Origin of the sequence: Streptomyces sp. WMMB303 (assembly GCF_029351045.1) — a bacterium.
In the GTDB taxonomy this organism is placed as follows: domain Bacteria; phylum Actinomycetota; class Actinomycetes; order Streptomycetales; family Streptomycetaceae; genus Streptomyces.
The window spans coordinates 3945406-3963663 of sequence record NZ_JARKIN010000001.1; the positions used below are offsets into that span (position 1 = coordinate 3945406).

Here is an 18258-nt window from a genome sequence, read left to right on the forward strand (position 1 = left end):
CGGGCGCCCGGCGTCAGCCTCGACCTCTCGGCGGGAGCGGCATGTCTCCCGCATCCGCCCCGCCCCACTCCGCCGACGCCCCGGCCGTCGCCCCGGCCTCCGAAGCAGAGCCCTCCCGCGCCCGCCCCGTCTCCCGCGCCCTCGGAGCCGCCGCCTTCTCCGGCCGCAGAGCCGCCCGTCCCCCCGAAGCCGCGGGCCATTCCCCAGGCGTCGAAGGTCCGGGCCGCCGCACGTCCGGTCCGGCCGGACCGGACGTCGCCCCGTCCCGCGGAGTCCTCCCGGCCGGTCCGTTCGCCGGCGCCCTCGCGCACTGCGGTCGCTGCTCCGCGCCGGCCCGCTCCCCAGCGCGAGCGACCGGACGGCAGCCTGTCGATGGTCACCCGCACGCTGCTGATCGTCACTCCGGCCGTCCTCGCGGCCGCCGCGCTGCGCCCCCGTTCGAGCGGCGGACGGCAGGCGGCGACAGGTGGCCCCGGCACGAGCGACAGCTGACCCCGGTTCCGGCCGCGCAGGTGGTGCACCACCGCCCCTCTCCCCCCGCCCAACGCCTCGTGGAGGACCCGTGTCCGAAAGCTTCATGCCGGCGCTCAGTCTGATCGCCGCCTGTCTGGTCGTCGTCGTTGTCGTCGTCCTCAGACGCCGGCGTGCCACGACAGGCGATCCGACGGAGACGCCGGACGTAATCGAGTACATGACGATGATGATCGGTGTGGTGTATGCGATTGTGCTGGGACTGGCCATCGCCGGGGTCTGGGAGGCGCGCAACGCGGCGGACGAGGCCCTCGCTCAGGAGGCGCAGGCGCTGCACGAGGTGAGCGAACGGGTGGGCGTCTACCCGGCGGCCGAGCGCGAGCGGGTGCGCGCGGACATCGACGGCTACGTGCGGTACGCGGTCACCACCGAGTGGTCGCACATGGTGGAGCAGAACGAGCTCACCGACCGGGGCACTCGCATGCTCGAGAAGCTGCGCGGCGACGCGACGTCCTTCGAACCGGCCACCATGCAGCAGGCGCAGTCCTACCAGGCCGTTGTCGACCAGATCGCCGCGGCGGACACCGCCCGCACCGCACGGGCGACCGGCGCCGGACCCACGATGCCGGGCGTGGTGTGGATCGGGCTGTACGCGGGCGCGGTGGTCTCGGTGGGCATGCTCTTCGCGCTGCAGATCCAGCGCTCCGGCAGGGAACTGATCCTGGCGGGCATCTTCAGCGCCCTGATCGCCTTCCTCCTCTTCCTGGTCTGGCACTTCGACGCCCCCTTCGCCCGCGGCCTCGAGGACCCGAAGGAAGCGTTCACGACGCTGTTCCCACGGGCCGCGGGCTCCTCGGGCTGAGCGGCCCCGGCAGGCGTCCCTATGGACCTCCGAGCCCGCCCGCGGTCGGGCACACCCCATCGGCTCCCCCGACCGCGGGACGGGTGAGATGCTGGCGGTCCCAGAGGCGAGAGATCACAAAGGAGTCCGGGTGTCCCTGCTCTTCCCCGCGCTGCACGCGGCGTCCTCGCACACGGCGCTGCGTTTCGGCGACCGAGTCCTCAGCTACCGTCGGCTGGCTGCCGTGGCCGGCGGCCTGGCCACCAGGTTGCAGACCTCGGCGCCCGTCGCGGTCTGGGCGAAGCCCAGCCTGGAGACGGCGGTCGGCGTGGTCGCCGGTCTGCTGGCCGGGGTGCCCGTGGTCCCGGTGAACCCGAAGAGCGGCGAGAGCGAACTGGCGCACATCGTCAACGACAGCGCACCCGCGACAGTGCTGGCAGAACCCGGTGCGGAGCTTCCGGCAGCGCTCGGGTCGCTGCCGCGCACCGACATCGCGATCCCCGACGAGGCGGAGGAGGGGACCTGGGTGCTGCCCACCGAGCCGAACGCCGAGACCGCGGCACTCATCGTCTACACCTCGGGCACGACCGGGCCGCCCAAGGGCGTGGTGCTGTCGCGGCGCGCCGTGGCCGCCAATCTGGACGCGCTGGTGGAAGCGTGGCAGTGGACGGAGGACGACGTGCTGGTGCACGGACTGCCGCTGTTCCACGTGCACGGGCTGATCCTCGGCGTCCTGGGTCCGCTGCGCCGCGGGTGCGCACTGCGCCATCTGGGGGCCTTCAGCACTCAGGGAGTGGCCCGGGAACTGGCGGGCGGCGGCACGATGCTGTTCGGTGTCCCGACCATGTACCACCGCCTCGCCGACGCCTGTGAGAGCGATCCGGACCTGGTGCGCGCGCTCGCCGGGGCACGGCTGCTGGTGTCGGGCTCGGCCGCGCTTCCGCTGCACGACCACGAGCGGCTCACCGCCGCGACGGGCCAGCAGGTGATCGAGCGGTACGGGATGACCGAGACGCTGATGAACACCAGCGTGCGCCCCTCGGGAAGCTCCCGCAGGGGTTCCGTCGGTCTGCCGCTGCGCGATGTGGACATCCGGCTGGTGGACGACACAGGGCAGCGCCTTCCCTCGGAGGACACCGAGACGGTGGGGGAACTCCAGGTGCGCGGGCCGAACCTGTTCACCGAGTACCTCAACCGCCCCGACGCGACGGCCGAGGCATTCGACGGCGGCTGGTTCCGCACCGGTGACATGGCGACACGGGACGCGGACGGGTCGGTGCGCCTCGTCGGCCGCAAAGCAACCGACATGATCAAGAGCGGCGGCTTCCGGATCGGTGCGGGCGAGATCGAGAACGTCCTCCTCGGGCATCCCGCCGTCGCGGAGGCCGCCGTCACCGGCGAACCGGACGACGACCTGGGCGAGCGCGTCGTCGCCTGGATCGTGCCGGTGACGCCACAGCAACCGCCGTCGGCGGACGACCTGACCGAACTGGTGGCCGGCCGGCTCGCCCCGCACAAGCGCCCGCGCGACGTGCGCTTCCTGGACGCACTGCCACGCAACGACATGGGAAAGGTGCTCAAGCGGGAACTGCCCGGTCAGCAACGCTGACAGCCAGTACGTCCGCGTCCGCGAGCGCCCCTCCCCGACCGGCCGCCGGACCCGCGGTACCTGTCGTTCGCACGGATCCCGGTGGGATACCGGGCGACTCAGCCCGGGGGCGCGGAGGTGGGCAGGCTTCCTCCCAGGTCTGCGACCTCGGCGAGGTGGCGATAGGAGCGGAGGCGGTGGTCGGGGTCGTAGGTGTTGAGCGTCAGCAGGAGTTCGTCGGCCCCCGTGCGCTCCACGAGTCCGGCCAACGCGGCGGCGACCTCGTGCGGGGTACCGTGCAGCTGGGTCTGGCGGGCCTCCTCGAAGGCGGCGCGCTCCTTCGGGCTCATCGTCCGGCCGAGCACGTCCTGGGGCGGAACGAGCGGCGTGAAGGTGCCCCGGGTACGGGAGAGCGCCGTCGACCACGCCTCGGGAACCTGCAGCCCTTCCGCCTCCGTGCGGGTCTCGGCGGCGGCGGCGTTCACCGCGACGACGACGTAGGGCGCGGCCCCGTCCCGGACGGCTCCGCTCGCCCCGGCTCCCGGAGCGCCGGGCCCGGTGCGTGGCCGGAAGGCCGCCCGGTAGGCCCGTATCGCCTCCCGTGTCCGCTGCTCGTCGCGGGAGGCCCCGATCACCAGCGGCAGTCCGTGCTCGGCCGCCACCGCGGCACCCGAGCCGACCGCAAGGACGAAGGGTGGGACGCGGAGTCCCTCTGCGGGCCGGGCACGCACCGGCCCGGTGCCCTCGAAGTAGCCGAGCAGTTCTGATATCTGCGCACCGAAGTCCTCGGCGGCGTCCTTGCCGACACGCAGTGCCTTGCGGACGCCGTCGGTGAATCCGACAGAGCGCCCCAGTCCCATGTCGATGCGGCCGGGGTGGAGGGACTCGAGCACTCCGAACTGCTCGGCCACCACCAGTGGCTGGTGGTTGGGGAGCATCACCCCTCCGGTCCCGACCCGGATCCGGGAAGTGGCTGAGGCGACCGCAGCGGCCAGGACGGTCGGTGCAGAGCCCGCGATACCGGGGACGGCATGGTGCTCGGAGACCCAGAAACGCAGGAAGCCCAGCGCTTCCGCCTGCCGCGCGAAGCGCACCGTCTCGCGCAGCGCACGGCCGGAGTGCTCGCCCTCCCGGGTGAGGGAGCGGTCGAGGACGGACAGAGGTACCGGGATCCGGGGCGATGGGGTCACCTCCGCTACAACACCTGTGGGCGGCACGGATTCCCGGTTCCCGCAAAGGTGCGCTACTCCTCGGCCGGGGGTTCCTCCAGCAGTCCGGCATCGTGGACGAGGAGAGCGAACTGGACGCGGTTGTTGAGGTCGAGTTTGGTCAGGATGCGGGAGACGTGTGTCTTGACCGTCGGCACGCTCATGTAGAGGGACGCCGCGATCCGGGCGTTGGCCAGTCCGCGGCCGACGCCGAGCGCCACCTCGCTCTCCCGCTCGCCGAGCCGGGCGAGGGCGTCCTTGGCGCGGGCCCGGCGGGTGTCCCGGCCCGCGGGGGTGACGTGTTGGATGAGCTGGCGGGTGACCGCGGGCGAGAGCACGGGCTCCCCGGAGGCGACCTTGCGCACCGCGGCCAGGATGTCGGCGGGTGGGGTGTCCTTGAGCAGGAAGCCGGCGGCTCCGGCACGCAGGGCGCGGAGTACCTGGGCGTCGGCGTGGAAGGTGGTCAGGACGACGACCTCGGGCGGTTCGTCGCGCGCCCGGAGCATCTCGGTGGCGGTGAGCCCGTCCATGGCCGGCATCCGGATGTCCATCAGGACCACATGCGGACGGTGCTCGTCGACCAGTCGGAGCACCTGGCTGCCGTCCGCGGCCTCCCCCACGATCTCGATGCCCTCGATGCCTCCCAGCATCAGCCGGAGCCCGGCCCGTACGAGAGCGTCGTCGTCGACAAGGAGCAGGCGGATGGTCATGCACATACCGTAGCCAGCCACTGCCCGGACTCCGGCCCCGCCCTACGGAGCCCACAGTCGCGCGCCGGCCGGGTGCGCTCACGCACGGGCGCCCGCGTCGTCCCCGACGGGTGCGTCCCAGTCGATGCGGTAGTCCAGCAGCCAGTCGCTGCCGGAGTCGTCGTCGCGCCGCGGGCCGGTCCGGGCCTCCACGGGACGCGGGACGACCCGTTCGTTCAACCGGGCGCTGCGTTCGACGACGGCCTCGACCCGGTTGCGGCGCAGCGACTCGAAGCGGGTGAACGCCGCGGGCACCCCGGGGAGATCGCGGAGGCATTTGGCGAGGACGACGCTGTCCTCGATCGCCAGGGAGGCGCCTTGTGCCGCGTTGGGCGCCGCCGCGTGCGCCGCGTCCCCGAGTACCACCATGGAAGCGCGATGCCAGACAGGGGTGCGGGCCATGTCATAGGCGTTGGTGGCCACGAGTCCCCGGCTGCCCCGGACGATCTCGGCGGCGGGCGAGGCGTCCTCGGAGAAGAGCGAGACGACGTGGTCCCGCCAGCGAGCCAGCTCCGAGGGGGTACCGGTGGCCAGTTCCTCCCGGTCGAGCTCGCCGCCGGGGGTGTTGGCGAACCACCAGACCTCGCCGTCGGGCGCCGTGGTGCAGCCCAGGAACGCGCGCCGCCCTTGGATCATCCGGTAGGTGCCGGAAGGCGGCGCAGTCTCCGTGGGCACCTCGGGTGTGTAGCCGCACACGGTGATCTGCCCGGTATGGCGCGGCGCGGGCGCGCCGGGGTCGATGAGAGTGCGAGTGACGGAGTGGAGACCGTCGGCCCCGATGAGCAGGTCCCCTTCGGCGCGCGTGCCGTCGGCGAAGTGGGCGGTGACCCGCCCGTCGGGAGCCGTGTCGGCGGAGACGAGACGCTTGCCGTGCTCGATGGCGACACCCCGGCGGATCGCCTCATCATGAAGCGCGCGGTAGAGAGTCGCGCGCCGGAGCGTGCGCGGACCGAGAGGGCCGGCGTCGCCGGGGCTGCCCCCTCCCCCCGCGACCGGCCGCACGCCCACTCTGTCCCCGGTGTGCGCGAGCATCTCAATGCGTTCCGCGGGAAAGGAGACATCCAGGACAGCCGGATGGGCGTCGATGGTGCGCAAGGCTTCCAGGCCGTTGTGGAAGAGCACGAGGAAGGCACCGGCATCGTCGGCGCCGGACCGGTACGCCTCGTGGACGGTCGAGCTGATCCCCGCCTTGTGCAGGGACATCGCCGTCATGGCTCCGGCGATGCCGCCGCCGATGATGAGCGCGTGCCGCTGCCGCATGGCATCTCCTGTCGCTGAGTGTTCCGTTCAACCGCCGCTCTCCCCTACTGACCGCCTGCGAGGGCGGGCGGTTGCGTCTCGGATGCCGCCCGGGCCGCACGCCTCTCCGGCGGAGCCGGCCGCGGGCGGACGGAACCGGGGTGCGGTGGCAGCCCGGAGGCCCTTGTCCCGCCCGCGCGGAGTCCACTGCCCGGACCTCTCGCCGTGCCTCGGTCAGCGGCCCAGGGCAGCCGCGAGATAGGGCGCGGTGACGCTGGTGCGGGAGGTGGCCACGTCCTCCGGGGTTCCGGCAGCGACGATCCGCCCGCCCCGGTCGCCACCACCCGGCCCCAGGTCGATGACCCAGTCTGCGCCGGCGACCACCGCCGGATCGTGTTCGACGACGATGACCGTGTGGCCCGCCCGGACCAGTCCGTGCAACTGCCCCAGCAGCACCTCGGTGTCGGCCGGGTGCAGTCCGGCGGTGGGCTCGTCCAGGAGGTAGAGCGTGTGGCCGCGGCGGCCGCGCTGGAGTTCAGCGGCGAGCTTGATGCGCTGAGCCTCGCCCCCCGACAGCTCCGTCGCCGGCTGCCCCAACCGCAGGTACCCCAGGCCGACACGCTGCAGGGCTGCCAGTCCGCGCCGTGCCGCCGGAACGTCCGCGAGGAACACGGCAGCGCCGTCGACCGTCATGCCCAGGACGTCGGCGACGGTCGCTCCCCGGTAGGTGATCTCCAGCGTCCGAGGGTTGTAGCGCGCCCCGTGGCAGTCCGTGCACGGCGCGTAGCTGCCGGGCAGGAAGAGGAGTTCCACCGCGATATACCCCTCGCCCTGGCAGGTCGGGCAGCGGCCTTCGGCGACGTTGAACGAGAAGCGTCCGGCTCCGTACCCCCGGGCCCTGGCCTCGTCCGTGGCGGCGAAGACCTTGCGCACCGCGTCGAAGAGGCCCGTGTAGGTCGCCAGATTGGAGCGCGGGGTGCGCCCGATGGGCTTCTGGTCGACGCGTACCAGCCGGTCCACGGCCGCTGCTCCCTCGGCCTTCGTGACATCGGTGCGGCGACTGGACGGGAGCTGTTCCGCCCCCGGCTCAGCATCGTCCGTGCCCGGGCCCGCGGCCCCGCTCCTCTTCCCCGATACGACCGTCCCGGTGCCGGTGTGCGCGGCGACGACGTCGGCCAGGACCTGGGTGACCAGCGTGGACTTACCAGAACCGGAGACCCCTGTGACAGCTGTGAAGACACCGAGTGGAAACGCCACATCCACGTCCCGCAGGTTGTGCCGCGTCACCCCGGACAGCGACAGCATGCGCTCCGGGCGGCGTGGCGTGGCCTCCCCCCGCCGCCAGGCGCGACGGCCGGGACGGGCGGGCTCCGGTGCCCCGGAGGCGCGGGAGTCCACACGGTCGCCCTCTGGGGCAGAGGGCATGCCGGGCCCCGGGGCGCCGAGGGGACCTTCTTCCGCGAGGCCGGGGGCTTCCGCGGGGAAGAGGTAGGTTCGCGTGACGGAACGCTCCGACTCCGCCAGCCCGGGCACCGGGCCGCTGTAGAGCACCTCGCCTCCGTGCTCGCCCGCAGCGGGGCCCACGTCCACAACCCAGTCGGCCCGCCGGACCACGGCCATCTCGTGCTCGACCACGAACAGCGAGTTCCCCGCTTCCCGGAGCCTGTCCAGGACCGTCAGCAGTGCCTCGGTGTCGGCGGGGTGCAACCCGGCCGACGGCTCGTCCAGGACATAGACCACGCCGAAGAGGCCGGAGCGCAGCTGGGTCGCCAGCCGAAGCCGCTGCAGCTCCCCCGCCGAGAGGGTGGGAGTGGGCCGGTCGGTGCTGAGATAGCCCAGACCCAGTTCCACGAGCACGTCGATGCGGGAGACGAGGTCGCTGCAGAGGGTTGCGGCGATGCTCTGCCGGATGCCTTCTTCGGGGCCCCCTACCCCCTCCCCTCCCCCTGTGGCGGCTCGCAGCACCCCGGTGAGCTCTTCCAGCGGCAGGGCCGCCAGCTCGGCGATGTCCCGGCCCGCGAACGTCACGGCGAGCGCCTCCGGGCGCAGCCGACGACCGCCGCAGACCGGACAGTCGGCGCTGACCAGGAACCGCCGCACGCGCTGCCGCAGGGTGGCGCTCTTCGTCTCCGCGAAGGTGTGCAGCACATACCGCTTCGCGCTCTGGTAGGTGCCCTGGTAGGGCCGCTGGATACGGCCCGCCTCACGCACCGGGTGAACGGTGACGACCGGCTGCTCGTCCGTGAACAGCAACCATTCGCGCTGTTCGGACGGCAGCTCCCGCCACGGACGGTCGATGTCGTAGCCGAGCGCCGCGGTCACGTCGCGCAGGTTCTTGCCCAGCCACGCTCCCGGCCACGCCGCGACTGCGCCCTCCCGGACACTGAGCGACGGGTCCGGGACCAGTGAATCCTCGGTGACCCGGTGCACGACACCCAGCCCGTGACACTCCCGGCAGGCGCCGGCTGCCGTGTTGGGCGAGAAGGCGTCCGAATCCAGCTGCTCGGCGCCTTCCGGATACTGCCCTGCCCGCGAAAAGAGCATCCGCAGCGAATTCGACAGCGTGGTCACCGTACCGACGGACGAGCGGCCCGTGGGTGTCGACCGCCGCTGCTCCAGCGCCACCGCGGGCGGCAGGCCGGTGACCTCCTGGACCCGCGGTACTCCGACCTGGTGGATCAGCCGCCGCGCATAGGGGGCGACCGACTCGAAGTAGCGGCGCTGTGCTTCCGCGTAGAGTGTGCCGAAGGCCAGCGAGGACTTGCCCGAACCCGAGACACCGGTGAAGGCGACCAGCGCGTCCCGCGGGATGTCCACGTCCACGCCGCGAAGATTGTGCTCGCGGGCGTCGCGCACCCGTACGTATCCGTCGTCGCTCATCCTTCCATGATCGGACATGCGCCCGAGACCCCGCGGCAGCGGCCCTGCCCCGGGAGTGGCCACAGTGCGTGAAGGGCGCGCAGGGGTGGTACCCATGGCCGCCATGGAGTGGTTCACGCCGTGGTTCCCGGCGTCCGGATACGGACTGAGCCGGCTGGTTCTCCAACGTGCGCTGGCAGGGGTCTATCTCGTTGCCTTTCTCTCGGCGGCGCTGCAGTTCCGGGCGCTGCTGGGCGAACGCGGCCTGGTGCCCGCCACGTCGTTCACCCGCCGGGTACCGTTCCGGACCTCCCCCAGCCTCTTCCACTGGCGATGCGACGACCGCTTCACGGGAGCGTGCGCCTGGGCAGGTACCGCGCTGGCTGCCGCGGTGGTGGCAGGCGCCGCGGATGTCGTCCCCCTGTGGGCCTCGATGGTGATGTGGGCATTGCTGTGGTTCCTCTATCTCTCGTTCGTGAACGTCGGTCAGATCTTCTACGGCTTCGGCTGGGAGTCACTGCTGCTGGAGAGCGGATTCCTCGCGATCTTCCTGGGAAATGCGCAGACCTCGCCGCCCGTGCTGACCCTGTGGCTGATGCGCTGGCTGCTCTTCCGGGTGGAGTTCGGCGCGGGGCTGATCAAGTGGCGCGGAGACACCTGCTGGCGCAACCTGACCTGCCTCTACTACCACCACGAGACCCAACCGATGCCCGGACCGCTGAGCTGGTTCTTCCACCACCTGCCGCGGCGTATGCACCGGATGGAGGTGGCCGCCAATCATGTGGCCCAGCTCATCGTGCCCTTCGGCCTGTTCTTTCCGCAGCCGGTCGCCACTATCGCCGCCGGGCTGATCATCATCACGCAGCTGTGGCTCGTCCTGTCGGGCAACTTCTCCTGGCTCAATTGGCTGACGATCGTTCTGGCGCTCTCCGCCGTCGATCCCTCTCCCGTCACGGGCACCCCCGGCTACGCGGCGACTCCCCTGTGGTTCGCCGTCGTGGTGTGCCTCGCGACAGTGCTGATCATCGTGCTGAGCTGGTGGCCAGCGCGGAACCTGCTCAGCCGGACACAGCAGATGAATCGCTCGTTCAACTCCCTCCATCTGGTGAACACCTACGGTGCCTTCGGCAGCGTGACCCGTGTGCGGCACGAGATCGTTCTCGAGGGCACGGACGAGGAACAACTCAGTTCAGAGACGGTATGGCGCGCGTACGAGTTCAAGGGCAAGCCGGGGAACGTACGCCGACTGCCGCGGCAGTTCGCTCCGTACCATCTGCGTCTGGACTGGCAGATGTGGTTCGCCGCGCTGTCCCCCGCCTATACACGCGGCTGGTTCGAGCCCTTCGTCTCCCGACTGCTGGAGAACGACCCGGCCACCCTGCGGCTGCTGCACACCAACCCGTTCCCCCAGCAGCCACCCACCCATGTGCGCGCGTTGCTGTACCGCTACCGCTTCACGACACGGGAGGAGCGGCGGGCGACCGGGGCCTGGTGGCACCGCACCTTCGAGCGCGAGTTCCTGCCGCCGGTCGCGCTCGCGGGACATTCGGGCGGGCGCCACGGCTGGTGACCGTGCGGTATCCGTGGTGTGATCACGGCTGTGCGAATGGCTGTTCTCACACGCGGCTGCGTTCCGCCTGGGCATGCAGGAGGTTCCCTCATCGCGGTCCTCGCTCTCTCTCCGCTCTGCCGGCACGAGGCGCCTTCTCGCCCCGGTGGAAGCAGTCTGCCCCGGCTGCCGCGCTCATGGGCGGCCCTCGCATTTCCGGTGGACAACTGACCGGTTGTGCATATCCCCGCCACCCACACGGGTGGCGGGGGTGAGCTGAGCGCGGACGGGGGAACAGCTTCAGCCCTTCGGGACCCGGGCCACCTCGGGCGAGTCCGACTCGAGCGGCACGGACCAGGACCGCACGAGCCCCAGTTGTGCCGCCTGCCGAGGCAGCACGGCGTCCAGGGCCCAGTCCGCCAGGACCCGGATCCGGTTCCCCGGCATGGCCGCCAGGTGGTACCCGCGGGTCACCAGGTTGGCGAGCGGCCCGGAGAGCGGTACCCGCAGCGGGTTCGCGGCGGCCTTGACCCCGCCCAGATCCACCATGAAGCCGAGGTCGTGATGCTTGTAGGGGCGGGGTTCCCCGTGTCCGAAGGAGGCCGCGAGATTGCGGCCCGCGACCTTCCCCTGCCGCACCGCGTGCTGCGCCGTCATCGGAGTGATCTCCCCCGGCCGGGTCAGGTCCGGCACGGCGGCAGCGTCACCGCAGGCCATGACCTCAGGCCTGTCCGGCACCCGCAGGTACTCGTCGACCACGATGCGGCCCTGCCGGGTCTCCAGCCCGAGATCCTTGACGACCGGATCGGGCCGCACCCCCACACACCAGATCAGCGAGCGCGTCGGGACGAACTCGCCGCTGTCCAGCACCACTCCCTCACTCGTCGCCTCCTGAACAGAGGTTCCCGCCCGCACCTCGACGCCCCGCTTGCGCAAGACCTCATCCGCGGTCTCGGACAGACGGTGATCCAGCTCAGGCAGCACGCGAGGCGCGACATCGAGGAGCATCCAGCGGGTCCGTGTCTCCCCCGTCCGCCGGCTGTCCGCCGTCCCGCGCTCCCCCGTGCCCTGCCGACCGTGCTGCCGGGCCAGCGATTCGGCGAACATCTGACCGTGCGCCGCGACCTCGGTGCCGGTGTAGCCCGCTCCGACGACCACGAAGGTGCGGCGTGCCGTTGCCTCCTCCGTGTCCTCGGCGGCTGCAGCCAGCGCGATCTGCCTGTTTATGTGATCACGGAGGTAGAGAGCCTCCGGCATACCCCGGAAGCCGTGCGCATGCTCGGCGACCCCGGGGATCGGCAGCAGCTTGTTGACGCTGCCGACCGTCAGCAGAAGCCGGTCGTAGCCGAGCTCGCCCGACCGGCCTTCGGGATCCACATATCGGAGGCGACGTCCGGCGAGATCGACACTGTCGACCTCGCCGAGGACGAGTCGCACCCGCGGCAGCGTGCCGGCGAGCGAGACCGAGACCCGCCGCGGCTCCAGGATGCCCGACCCGACCTCGGGCAACAGTGGCAGGTAGAGAAAGTAGTCGTTGGGGTTGACCAGCACGATCTCCGCTTCGTCACGGAGCGTGCGGGACAATGTGCGCGCTGCCCTGTAGCCGGCGAATCCAGCTCCGACGATCACAATGCGGGACCGGCTCACAACCGGGACCTCCTCCCAGAACGAGACCGGGGTCCCGCACCGTACGGGCCCCGGCCGCCTGCCGCGGAACTGCCGGGTTTCCCAGCGCCTCGCCCACCAAACGCGGGCTGCGGGCGGCCGGGCGCGGGGAGTAGCCCTTCGATCACCGGCCCGTACTCCCCCGCGCGGGAGGGGCGACTGCCCGCGCATGATCCTCGGGCCCGGTCAGTACCGGGAGGGGGTGAGCGAGCACCCCCTGAAGTGCTGTATTGTTCTTTGTGCGCGAGCGGCGAGGGAAAAGCCCCGAGCCGAGCGAGCACCGGGACGTGGCGCAGTTTGGTAGCGCACTTGACTGGGGGTCAAGGGGTCGTGGGTTCAAATCCCGCCGTCCCGACTGCGAAGATCGCAGATCGGAAGCCGTTCCAGCATTTGCTGGGACGGCTTCTTCCGTACATGCGTCTGCTCCCATGATGGGAGCCCTCTGGGAGCGCTCGCGCTCCCACGCTCCCAGCCGTCAGCCGTGCCCGATTTCTCCGTCCCACGATCGGGTCGAGGTTGTGCGCGGTACGCCGCTGCTGCGCGCCGTCGCTAGTCTTCTGAGTCAGGAATTCTATTCAGATAGCTGGCGAGGCGTTCGAGGATCTCGTCTGCGGTCTTCGTCCAGACGTAGGGCTTGGGGTCGGTGTTCCATGCGGCGATCCAGGTCCGGATGTCCTTCTCCAACGCCTGGACGCTTCTGTGGACGCCTCGCCGTATCTGCTTGTTCGTCAGCTCGGCGAACCACCGCTCGACCAGGTTGAGCCAGGACGAGCCGGTGGGCGTGAAGTGCAGGTGAAAGCGGGGGTGCGCCAGCAGCCAGGTTTTGATCGCCGGTGTCTTGTGGGTGGCGTAGTTGTCCAGCACCAGGTGCACGTCCAGGTCCACCGGTATCTCCTGGTCGAGTTTGATCAGAAACTTCTTGAACTCCTCGGCCCGGTGCCGGCGGTGCAGGGAGCCGATCACCTTCCCCGTGGCCACCTCCAGCGCGGCGAACAATGTGGTGGTGCCCGCGCGCACGTAGTCATGGGTGACCCGCTGCGGGACACCGGGCATCATCGGCAGCACCGGCTGGGACCGGTCCAGGGCCTGGATCTGCGACTTCTCGTCGACACAGAAAACCAAGGCCCGCTCGGGCGGGTCCAGATAGAGGCCGACCACGTCGTGGACCTTGTCGACGAAGTACGGGTCCGTCGACAGCTTGAACGTCTCGGTGCGGTGTGGCTGCAGGCCGAAGGCCCGCCAGATCCGCGACACGGTCGACTGCGACAGGCCCATCTCCGTGGCCATTGCCCGCGTCGACCAGTGCGTGGCGTTCTTCGGCGCGGATTCCAGTGTCCGCTTCACCACGGCGGCGACCTGCTCGTCGGTGACCGTCCGGGGCCCGCCGGACCGCGGCATGTCACCCAGCCCGGCGATCCGGTGCTCGACGAACCGCTTCCGCCAGCGGCCCACCGCATGCGGCGTCGAACCGAGTTGTCCGGCCACGTCCTTGTTGGACGCGCCGGCCGCGCAGGCCAGGATGATCCGGCACCGCAAAGCCCACGCCTGCGGGGTGGAACGGCGCCGAACCCATCCCTCCAGCGCAGCCCGCTCCTCATCCGACAGGATCAACTCGGCCTTCGGCCGCCCAGTACGTGCCACCAAGCAACCCTACACATCTGAATAGACTTCCTGACTCAGAAGACTAGGGCGTGTTGCGGAAGTGCCGACCGTGCAGACAACGGTGTCTGATTGCCGCCAGCAAGGTCCTGCTGTGGTCCTCATGCTGGCGGCATGACGATGTCATTCACTACGGAGTCAGCAACAGTTCTCAGCGGCATGTATGCCGCTGAGGCGGAGTACCTGGCGGCGGGAGGCCCTGGCGAGGCTTCATTCGACCTCCTCGCCCCCTTCTTTGCGCCGGATGTCGAGCTGCATCAAGCAGATGCCCTGCCCTACGGAGGCACTTGGCGTGGGCACAACGGCATGACGCAGTTCTTCCTCATGATGGGAGCGGTGTGGGAGTCGTTCGAGATGGTGGAGCAGGAGTTCCTGGCCACTGGCGAGACTGCGGTCGTGCTCACACGGGTCCGTGCTCGTGCTCGCGCGACCGGCCGTGAAATCAGCTTTCCCATTCTGCAAGCGATCACGGTCAAGGACGGGCGGATCATCGAGGTACGTCCGTTCTACTGGGACACGCGGGCTATCGCCGACACCTGCGCCGTGCCGACACCGACAGACTGAAGTCGACGGCGAAACGCACTGGTCACAGCCACTCGTTGAGGACTGCCACCAACACGGTCGCCTCGTAACGGACGGCAAGCTTGTCGTATCCCGTGGCCACGGCCCGGTGACGCTTGAGGCGGTTGATCCCGCACTCGACCGCGTGGCGCTCGCGGTAGTCGGTCTTGTCGAACTTCGGCGGCCGACCGCCTCGGGAGCCGAGTTTCCGGCGGTTGCGAACTCGGTCCGCCGGGACCGGAATGGTCGCCTGGATACCGCGTCTTCGCAGGTAGGCCCGGTTGCGGCGGGAGTCGTATGCCTTGTCGGTCCGTACACGGTCCGGTCGCCTACGGGGCCGACCAGAACCGATCCGCGGCACCCGGATCGCGTCCAGGACCGACTCGAACTGCGGAGAGTCGCCTCGCTGTCCAGCCGTGATCAGCACCGACAGAGGCTTCTGCCCCCTGCTCGACGGCAAGGTGGATCTTGGTCGTCAGCCCGCCCCAGGAACGTCCGAGGCCGTGGTCGGCCGGCTCGACGGCAATGCCGCCGGGCGGCTCCTTTTGCAGATCCCCCTTTTCGCCGCTCCGGCCGCGTGCCGGTGGGCCCGGCAGACGGTGGAATCGACGTTCACGTCCCAGGTGATCAGGCCCTTCGCATCCGCCTCGGCCTGGAGGTGGGTGACGATCCTGGCCCAGGTGCCATCCCGCTGCCAGCGGCGGAATAGGTCCTAGATCCGGTCCCAGGGCCCGTAGCGTTCCGGCACATCGCGCCAGGGAGCACCTGTCCGGGTCCGCCACCGTATGCCGTCTATCAGTTGCCGCCGCGTCCACACCGGCGGACGGCCCGGCTTGATGCCCTGTGGCAGCAGCGGCTCCAGCCGGGCCCACTGGCCATTCGTCAGATCACCACGTCCCACAGAGCGTGATCACCACGACCAAGATCCACTTTCGCAACGGACCCTGGCCCGCCACTGGCCTGAACGGCCAGCGTAAGGACACGCCGACCGTCCTATTCGACACCGGGTTGCTGACGAAGGGACACACCGCGTCAGTGAGGCCCCTCCATCAACTGTCAAGCATGCGTCACCATGCAGGGCTGCCGCAGTAGCCGCCGGTCAGGCAAGCTCGGAAATTGAGCCCGCTTATGCCGTAGAAGTCGGAGGAGAACGACTCCCCGTTGGCGGCGGTCTGAACCGGCGTCCAGCCCCGGCAGGCCCACCTTGCCTGGAGGATCACCCACTTGCCGTCCTTGGCGTGGTCGTAGAACTTGCCACTGTAGGTGCCGTCATAGGTGCCCTTCGAGTTCTTGTGCCAGCTCCAGCAGACGTAGACCGAGCCCTTGCCGTTGCTCGTCCACAGGGTTGTGCACTTGCTGCCCTGTGCTGAGGAAGAACCCTGCTCGGCGGCCACAGCGCTGCCGGCGAAGCCGGTAGTGAGAGCGGTTGCTGCTGCCATTGCAGCGATGAGCGGTCGGATCTTGACCATGCTGTCCCCCTGACGTGATCGCAGTGGCTGATCTTGCCGGTGATGCGCTCTGCCGAGGATGCCGCTGCTGGGAAGATCGAGACATCCCGTCACGGTTTGCTCTTCGCCTCAGCCCAGTACGGTAGTGCGCGGCCCCGTACAACTTCCGCAGTAGGCCGCAGAGTGGCCGAACCGTATCGGTCCTGGCAGCGCGCGTCAGAGGAAGCTCCACGAGCAACGGCTCACATGATGAGCCGAATTGTCTGAGCCTGTTCCACTTTGACGGACACCGTCTGCGCGGGTGGGCGGCGCAGGTAGCAGGCCACGCGCAGGGCGTCAGCGACGCTGTGTCTCAAGCTCGCCGGCACCATGTCCGCGGCAGCTCCGCTGACCGGGCTGTGTGACAGCTCCCGCGGCCCGGTGGCCACCCACCACCTCGTTCACCGTTCGGTCTGGCCAGACCGCAGCCAACAACGGCGCCGTCCTGCTGGCCAGCCCTCGCATCTCACCCGCTGGTCGGAGCCCTACCCCCGCGTCGTCGGCGTCACCAGCCCCAGCTCGTAAGCCAAGATGACCAACTGCACCCGGTCTCTCGCATCCAGCTTTGTCAGCAGCCTGCCCACATGGGCCTTGGCCGTGGCCACGCTGATGTGCAACTGCGTGGCGATCTCCGCGTTGGACAGTCCGCGGCCGACCAGGGTGAGCACTTCCCGTTCGCGGACGGTGATGCCGTCCACCGGTCGCGGGGGCGGCGGTGTCGCATCGGGGCGGGCCGAGAACTCCGCGATCAGGCGGCGTGTCACGCTCGGTGCGATGAGGGCGTCGCCCGCGGCGACGACCTCGATCGCGGTGAGGATCTGGTCCATGTCCATGTCCTTGACGAGAAAGCCGCTCGCCCCTGCGCGCAGCGCGCCGTAGACGTACTCGTCGTCGTCGAACGTAGTGAGGATGAGGACCTTCGGTGGTGTGCTGGAGCCTGTGATGATCCGCCGGGTGGCCTCGATGCCATTCATGCCGGGCATCCGGATGTCCATCACCACCACATCCGGCGCCAGCTGGTCCGCGAGCCGCACCGCCTCCTCCCCATTCGCCGCCTCGCCCGCCACCTCCAGCCCGGGGCGGTCGGCGACTAGCACCCGCAGCCCGTGCCGGACCAGCGGCTGGTCATCGGTGAGCAGCACCCGGATCATGTGACTGCCACCGGCAGCGGGAGTCGTGCCGCAACGACGAAGCCGCCCTCGGGACGCGATCCGGCCGTGAACTCGCCGTGCAGCAGCGCCGTCCGTTCCCGCATGCCCGTCAACCCGTAGCCGGCTGCGCCGGGAAGACCGGACAGGCCACGGCCCTCGTCGGTGATCTCGATGAACAGATCGTCCTCCTGGCAGTCGATGGTCACACGGCATGCGGGGGCGCCCGAGTGGCGGACCACGTTGGTGATCGCTTCCTGGATGATGCGGTACGCGGACAGTTCGATCTCCCCCGGCAGCGGCCGCCGCTCCCGGCGCCACTCGATTTCCACCCGCACCCCCGCATCCAGGGCCCGCTCCACCAGCACATCGAGTTCGGCGAGCCCCGGCGCCGGGCCGAGTGGTGCGCCGTCCCCGGGAGCCGTCTGCCGTAGTGCGCCGAGCATCCGGCGTAGGCCCGCCAAGGTGTCGCGGCTGGTTCCCTCGATGGCGGCAAGGGCGTTACGGGCCTCCGACGGCTGAGTGTCGATGACGCGCCGACCCACCCCGGCCTGGATGGCGATGGTGCCGATGCTGTGCGCCACCATGTCATGCAGCTCCCGGGCGATCCGCAGCCGCTCTGCGACGACGGCCTGCTCGGCGGCTCTGACCCGCAGGTCGGCTGTGTGCTGGCGGCGTTCGCGGACCGAGTAGCCGACCGTCCAGGTGGTGACCATCAGCAGAGCCAGGAAAACCAAAGCGGCGAGGAACGGCGACGAGCCCGCCCGGTAGTAGCCGGCGCCCCCGATCTGTACGCCGAGCGCCACCAGTGCGGCGACGATCGCGGTCCGCCTCGACCGGGTGGCGGCTATCCATCCGATGGTGAGATCGGTGAGGACTGCCTGTAGAGACGCGATCTGCCACGCTTGCGTCTGCGCGGGCGGCACGATGCCCATCGCGCGCTGGCCCGCAGCCATTGCCGATTCCGCCCAGACGGTCGCCGCGAAGGAGATGGTGAGCAGCAGCGCCAGGGCAGGCAACGGCCGCCGCAGCACCAGGGGCAACAGCAGAACGGCCGGCAGCGCGGCCGGCAGCAGGCGCATGCCGGTCAGTTCGCGGCCGGTGTTCAGCACGACGACGTAGAGCAGGACGACGTATGCGATGCCTGAGCACCAGGCCAGGACCTCGGCAAGGAGCGACCGCGGAGCATCCAGCGGGGCTTTCATGCGCCGATCATAGGCAAACAGCCCGCACC

Annotated in this window: 13 protein-coding genes, 1 tRNA gene and 1 pseudogene; 5 read left to right on the plus strand and 10 right to left on the minus strand. The window is 70.2% G+C overall.

Annotated elements, in window-relative coordinates; all coding sequences use genetic code 11:
- Positions 1 to 562 precede the first annotated feature (562 nt).
- Entirely contained in the window at positions 563 to 1333 is a 771-nt protein-coding gene (locus tag P2424_RS17545) for a DUF4239 domain-containing protein (RefSeq protein ID WP_276476685.1), read from the plus strand.
- Positions 1334 to 1463: 130 nt separating this feature from the next.
- Positions 1464 to 2921, plus strand: coding sequence for an acyl-CoA synthetase (locus tag P2424_RS17550; RefSeq protein WP_276476686.1), 1458 nt, complete (start codon positions 1464 to 1466; stop codon positions 2919 to 2921).
- 98 nt (positions 2922 to 3019) lie between these two features.
- Here P2424_RS17550 and P2424_RS17555 read toward each other — a convergent pair whose 3' ends face one another.
- From P2424_RS17555 to P2424_RS17570, 4 genes are all read right to left on the minus strand, one after another.
- Complete coding sequence (locus tag P2424_RS17555; protein WP_276476687.1) at positions 3020 to 4090, minus strand: MsnO8 family LLM class oxidoreductase; 1071 nt, start codon at positions 4088 to 4090, stop codon at positions 3020 to 3022.
- A gap of 53 nt (positions 4091 to 4143) precedes the next feature.
- Positions 4144 to 4818 (minus strand): response regulator transcription factor, encoded by a 675-nt coding sequence (locus P2424_RS17560; protein WP_276476688.1) that lies wholly within the window; start codon positions 4816 to 4818, stop codon positions 4144 to 4146.
- A 78-nt stretch (positions 4819 to 4896) separates the two neighbouring features.
- Positions 4897 to 6117 carry an FAD-dependent monooxygenase gene (locus P2424_RS17565; protein ID WP_276476689.1) on the minus strand — a complete coding sequence of 407 codons (1221 nt, stop codon included), beginning with the start codon at positions 6115 to 6117 and terminating at the stop codon, positions 4897 to 4899.
- 213 nt (positions 6118 to 6330) lie between these two features.
- Positions 6331 to 8976, minus strand: a complete 2646-nt coding sequence (locus tag P2424_RS17570) for an excinuclease ABC subunit UvrA (protein WP_276476690.1) — start codon at positions 8974 to 8976, stop codon at positions 6331 to 6333.
- A gap of 94 nt (positions 8977 to 9070) precedes the next feature.
- Between P2424_RS17570 and P2424_RS17575 the strand changes: the two genes are divergently transcribed.
- A complete protein-coding gene (locus P2424_RS17575) occupies positions 9071 to 10525 on the plus strand; it encodes a lipase maturation factor family protein (RefSeq protein WP_276476691.1) in 1455 nt (484 codons plus the stop codon).
- A gap of 279 nt (positions 10526 to 10804) precedes the next feature.
- Here P2424_RS17575 and P2424_RS17580 read toward each other — a convergent pair whose 3' ends face one another.
- Complete coding sequence (locus P2424_RS17580; protein WP_276476692.1) at positions 10805 to 12151, minus strand: NAD(P)/FAD-dependent oxidoreductase; 1347 nt, start codon at positions 12149 to 12151, stop codon at positions 10805 to 10807.
- A 299-nt stretch (positions 12152 to 12450) separates the two neighbouring features.
- Between P2424_RS17580 and P2424_RS17585 the strand changes: the two genes are divergently transcribed.
- A tRNA-Pro gene (locus tag P2424_RS17585) sits at positions 12451 to 12524 on the plus strand.
- Between the two features lie 194 nt (positions 12525 to 12718).
- On the opposite strand, the gene P2424_RS17590 is transcribed toward P2424_RS17585, so the two are convergent.
- Positions 12719 to 13810 (minus strand): IS630 family transposase, encoded by a 1092-nt coding sequence (locus tag P2424_RS17590; protein WP_276476693.1) that lies wholly within the window; start codon positions 13808 to 13810, stop codon positions 12719 to 12721.
- A gap of 132 nt (positions 13811 to 13942) precedes the next feature.
- Between P2424_RS17590 and P2424_RS17595 the strand changes: the two genes are divergently transcribed.
- Positions 13943 to 14392, plus strand: coding sequence for a nuclear transport factor 2 family protein (locus tag P2424_RS17595; RefSeq protein WP_276476694.1), 450 nt, complete (start codon positions 13943 to 13945; stop codon positions 14390 to 14392).
- A 22-nt stretch (positions 14393 to 14414) separates the two neighbouring features.
- Here the strand turns inward: P2424_RS17595 and P2424_RS17600 are convergent.
- The 4 genes and pseudogenes from P2424_RS17600 to P2424_RS17615 all read right to left on the minus strand — a co-directional run bounded on the left by P2424_RS17600 (position 14415) and on the right by P2424_RS17615 (position 18229).
- Positions 14415 to 15290, minus strand: a pseudogene (locus P2424_RS17600) (IS5 family transposase).
- A 166-nt stretch (positions 15291 to 15456) separates the two neighbouring features.
- Positions 15457 to 15858: a hypothetical protein gene (locus tag P2424_RS17605; RefSeq protein WP_276476695.1), complete on the minus strand. Its 402-nt coding sequence runs from the start codon at positions 15856 to 15858 to the stop codon at positions 15457 to 15459.
- Positions 15859 to 16361: 503 nt separating this feature from the next.
- Entirely contained in the window at positions 16362 to 17027 is a 666-nt protein-coding gene (locus tag P2424_RS17610) for a response regulator transcription factor (protein WP_276476696.1), read from the minus strand.
- Entirely contained in the window at positions 17024 to 18229 is a 1206-nt protein-coding gene (locus P2424_RS17615) for a sensor histidine kinase (RefSeq protein ID WP_276476697.1), read from the minus strand. The genes P2424_RS17610 and P2424_RS17615 overlap by 4 nt, the downstream gene beginning before the upstream one ends.
- Positions 18230 to 18258: the final 29 nt, after the last annotated feature.

Bases quoted from the DNA above. Each gene is read 5' to 3' on its own strand.
- P2424_RS17595 (WP_276476694.1), top strand. From the start codon at position 13,943: ATGACGATGTCATTCACTACGGAGTCAGCAACAGTTCTCAGCGGCATG.
- P2424_RS17560 (WP_276476688.1), bottom strand. From the start codon at position 4,818: ATGACCATCCGCCTGCTCCTTGTCGACGACGACGCTCTCGTACGGGCC.
- P2424_RS17570 (WP_276476690.1), bottom strand. From the start codon at position 8,976: ATGAGCGACGACGGATACGTACGGGTGCGCGACGCCCGCGAGCACAAT.
- P2424_RS17565 (WP_276476689.1), bottom strand. From the start codon at position 6,117: ATGCGGCAGCGGCACGCGCTCATCATCGGCGGCGGCATCGCCGGAGCC.
- P2424_RS17575 (WP_276476691.1), top strand. From the start codon at position 9,071: ATGGCCGCCATGGAGTGGTTCACGCCGTGGTTCCCGGCGTCCGGATAC.
- P2424_RS17615 (WP_276476697.1), bottom strand. From the start codon at position 18,229: ATGAAAGCCCCGCTGGATGCTCCGCGGTCGCTCCTTGCCGAGGTCCTG.
- P2424_RS17605 (WP_276476695.1), bottom strand. From the start codon at position 15,858: ATGGTCAAGATCCGACCGCTCATCGCTGCAATGGCAGCAGCAACCGCT.
- P2424_RS17610 (WP_276476696.1), bottom strand. From the start codon at position 17,027: ATGATCCGGGTGCTGCTCACCGATGACCAGCCGCTGGTCCGGCACGGG.